The sequence below is a fragment of the Pseudonocardia thermophila genome (assembly GCF_900142365.1).
GTDB lineage: Bacteria > Actinomycetota > Actinomycetes > Mycobacteriales > Pseudonocardiaceae > Pseudonocardia > Pseudonocardia thermophila.
This window is the reverse complement of record NZ_FRAP01000040.1, coordinates 1-3060: the sequence shown is the minus strand read 5'-3', so window position 1 is coordinate 3060 and position 3060 is coordinate 1. Positions and strand designations below refer to the sequence as shown.

Annotated in this window: 2 protein-coding genes and 1 pseudogene; 2 read left to right on the top strand and 1 reads right to left on the bottom strand. The window is 71.0% G+C overall.

Annotated elements, in window-relative coordinates:
* The first annotated feature begins 98 nt into the window (after positions 1-98).
* Both BUE41_RS29305 and BUE41_RS29300 read left to right on the top strand, forming a co-directional pair.
* Positions 99-413 (top strand): hypothetical protein, encoded by a 315-nt coding sequence (locus BUE41_RS29305; RefSeq protein WP_073460603.1) that lies wholly within the window; start codon positions 99-101, stop codon positions 411-413.
* Entirely contained in the window at positions 410-1609 is a 1200-nt protein-coding gene (locus BUE41_RS29300) for a tyrosine-type recombinase/integrase (protein ID WP_073460602.1), read from the top strand. Before BUE41_RS29305 ends, BUE41_RS29300 begins: the two co-directional genes overlap by 4 nt.
* Positions 1610-2701: 1092 nt before the next feature.
* Here the strand turns inward: BUE41_RS29300 and BUE41_RS32335 are convergent.
* Positions 2702-2977: pseudogene (locus BUE41_RS32335) on the bottom strand (hypothetical protein); the annotation flags it as partial.
* Positions 2978-3060 lie beyond the last annotated feature (83 nt).

Below are 3060 nucleotides of genomic sequence, written 5' to 3'. Positions count from 1 at the left end.
ACACCCATAGAGTGGGAAGTCATGTATAGTGACACCATCGCCCAACGGGGCGAGGTGGCCTGAACCTCAGCCTCTCGCGAACCCAGGACGGTTCACCCTTGCGCAAGCTCTCGTGGGCACCGGGCACCCCGGTCGCGCTGCACGTCGTACGCGGCCAGGTGGTGGTCGCGACCCGCAGCGCCGTGTCGGGCCGCCACGCGATCACACGGCAAGGGCATCTGCGGCTGCCCGCCGCGGTGCGCCACGCCTGCCGCCTCCGCGCAGGCGCACGGGTCCTGGTCGCCGCGCATCCCGACACCGGAGTGTTGGTCGTGTTCACCGCGCGCGTGCTCGACGGCGTTCTCCGCGCCTGCTACCTGAGCTTGATCAGCGGGGAGAACGGGACCGGCGCCAACGGAGGGCAGGGCCGATGACCACATCACGCACGAGCACTCGCAGCCCGAGCCCGACCGCAGCTGCCACCGGCGGCAGCGAGCAGGCAGAGGTCGCGGCGGCGCGGCTGCTGCTCGAACGCCTCGGCGTCCGCCCGGAGGAGCTCCTCAACCACGTGGGTCCGGCGCCGGGCGGTACCGATTCGCCCGTGGCGGTGCCAACAATCGGCGAGTACCTGCCGCGGGTCGTCTCGGCGGTCTCGCCCGGCACGCGGCAGGCGTACGAGCCGTACTGGCGGCGTATCGAGCAAGCCTGGGGCTTACGTCGGTTGGACGAACTGGACGCGGTGGAGATACAGCAACTGGCGGAAACCGCAAGGTGCGCAGCGGTGGTCCGGCGCAACTCGCGCGGAGGGCAGTCCGCCGCAGCACATCTGATCTCCGCTGCGCGCTGCCTCTACCAGTACGCCGAGAACGATGGATGGATCGCCGCGGCAACCAACCCGGCTCGCCGCGCGCGCAAGCCACGCAGGCTCGCCAGCACCCGCCGCGCCATCCCCGAAACCCGCCTCGCCGAGATCAACCATGTGGTCGCCACGACCGGCAACGACCCCGAACTGGATACGCTGATCTTGCGAGTGCACCAGGAGACGGCCTGCCGACGCGGCGGCGCACTCGCGCTGCGCCCGCGCGACCTGGACCGCCAACAGTGCCTCGTACTGCTGCGGGAGAAGGGCCAAACCCAGCGCTGGCAGCCCGTCTCACCGACCCTCATGCGGCACCTGACCAGCCACGCCGCAGAACGCCGCCACGACGAGGACAGTTCCGCCGCCAGCCCGGCACCGGAGCACAGCGGCGACCCACCTGCCGACGACGACCGGCCGCTGCTGCGCTACCGCGACGGCCGCCCGATCACGGTTCGCCGCTACGACTACCTGTGGAACCGGGTCGGTCAACATCTGCCCTGGGCCGCCGCGCAGGGCATCACCGCGCACTGGCTGCGCCACACCACGTTGACGTGGGTGGAACGCAACTTCGGCTACGCCGTCGCGCGCGCCTTCGCCGGCCACGAAGGTGGTCTGGCCGGCGCCGGAGTCACCGCGACCTACGTCCGTGCGGACCTCGACGAAGTGGCCGCAGCCCTGTCTGCGCTCACGGGCGAACCTCACCCGCTTGCCCCCACGACGGCCAGCGTCAGCTCGGGCCCGTGGATCGCAGCTCCGCCAACGTGGTGGTAGCCAATGGCAGCACTCCCTCGCCGGCCGGACGACCCCGGCAGAGGGTTCAGCGTTCAACCGGAGGCTGTGCGCCCTCGGTCGAGCTGAGCGCTTCGGACCTGTACTCCGGACGATCCGGGCGGCTGCCGTCCACTGGACGCGACCTCCGCGTTATGGACCTCGGAGGGAGCCAGCGTCCGCCCGTTCCGTACGTCGATCATCTCGTGGGGGTCGTGTTCGGGGTTGCCGCCGGCAAGAGGCTCAGGGCCTGGCCTATGGCCTGCCGTGTGTACGGGGTGGCGGCCTCGGAGAGCATTGGCTTCTTCGCGCATGGCCTTGAGGACGTCGCCTGCCGTGCCTCGTGAGACTTCGGCCTGGTCCTGGAGTCGCGAAACCGTCGGGAGGGCTCCGTGACGGCGGGCGTAGAGATCCGCGGCTGCTCGTGCCCGGTCCCTGGCTGGGGCCTCCGCTGAACGACCTCTCGGACGTCGATGTAGCGGTTGCGGACCCTCCGGAACCCCGGACGGCGAGCTGGCTGAACGGCGCTGTGAGACCTGCGGGCGTCTGACGTCGAGGTCGGACGATGCCCGGTCGGACCGTGTGTCCGGCGTACGACCGAACGGGAGCGGAGAGTTGAACACCGAGGTCGGCGGTTCGTCGACGGCGGCCTCCTGTGGCGGCCTGGGCGCGGTGGCGAGGAGGTGCAGCAGGTGCGCCACGATCGCGGCGGCGATTGCCGGCCAGGCGCCGACTCCGAAGTGCAGGGCGGCAGGGGCCGTGAGCGTCGCGTCCCCTGCCAGGTATGCGGCCTGTGCCAGTCCTGACAGGCCAGCCGCCGTGGTGACGACGGCCCAGGAGTAGCGGCGCGCTGGGCCCTGCATGCGTGCGGCCGCTGCGTACGCCACGAGGGCCAGTCCGTCGGTGATCACGGGGTAGAGCCAGGCGATGGCGGGCGGGACCTGCGCCGCGATCGCGACCTCGTAGAGGCCGTGTGCGGTGGCGGCGATCGCGCCGGCAGCGACGAGCAAGCCGGGCAGCCACAGCGCCACCTGCGCTGCCCGGCGCGGCGCGCCCGGGCAGGGGACATCGTGGTGGCTGGGCATCGCAGCGATCTCAGCCATGGTGATCCCCCGGTCCGTCGGCGCGGACATGAGGGGCGAGGGGGTGTGGTTCGCCGGTCAGCGCGGTGAGGGCCGCGGCGATCTCCTCGACGTCCGCCCGGACGTAGGTCGTGGTGACTCCCGCGTTGTTGCTGCGGTCGTTGTGGCCGGCGTAGGCGCGGGCGACGGCGTAGCCGAAGTTGCGTTCGACCCAGGTCAGGGTGGTGTGGCGCAGCCAGTGCGTGCTGACGCCTTGGGCGGCGACCCAAGGGAGATGCTGAACCGTCCTGGGTTCGCGAGAGGCTGAGGTTCAGGCCACCTCGCCCCGTTGGGCGATGGTGTCACTATACATGACTTCCCACTCTATGGGTG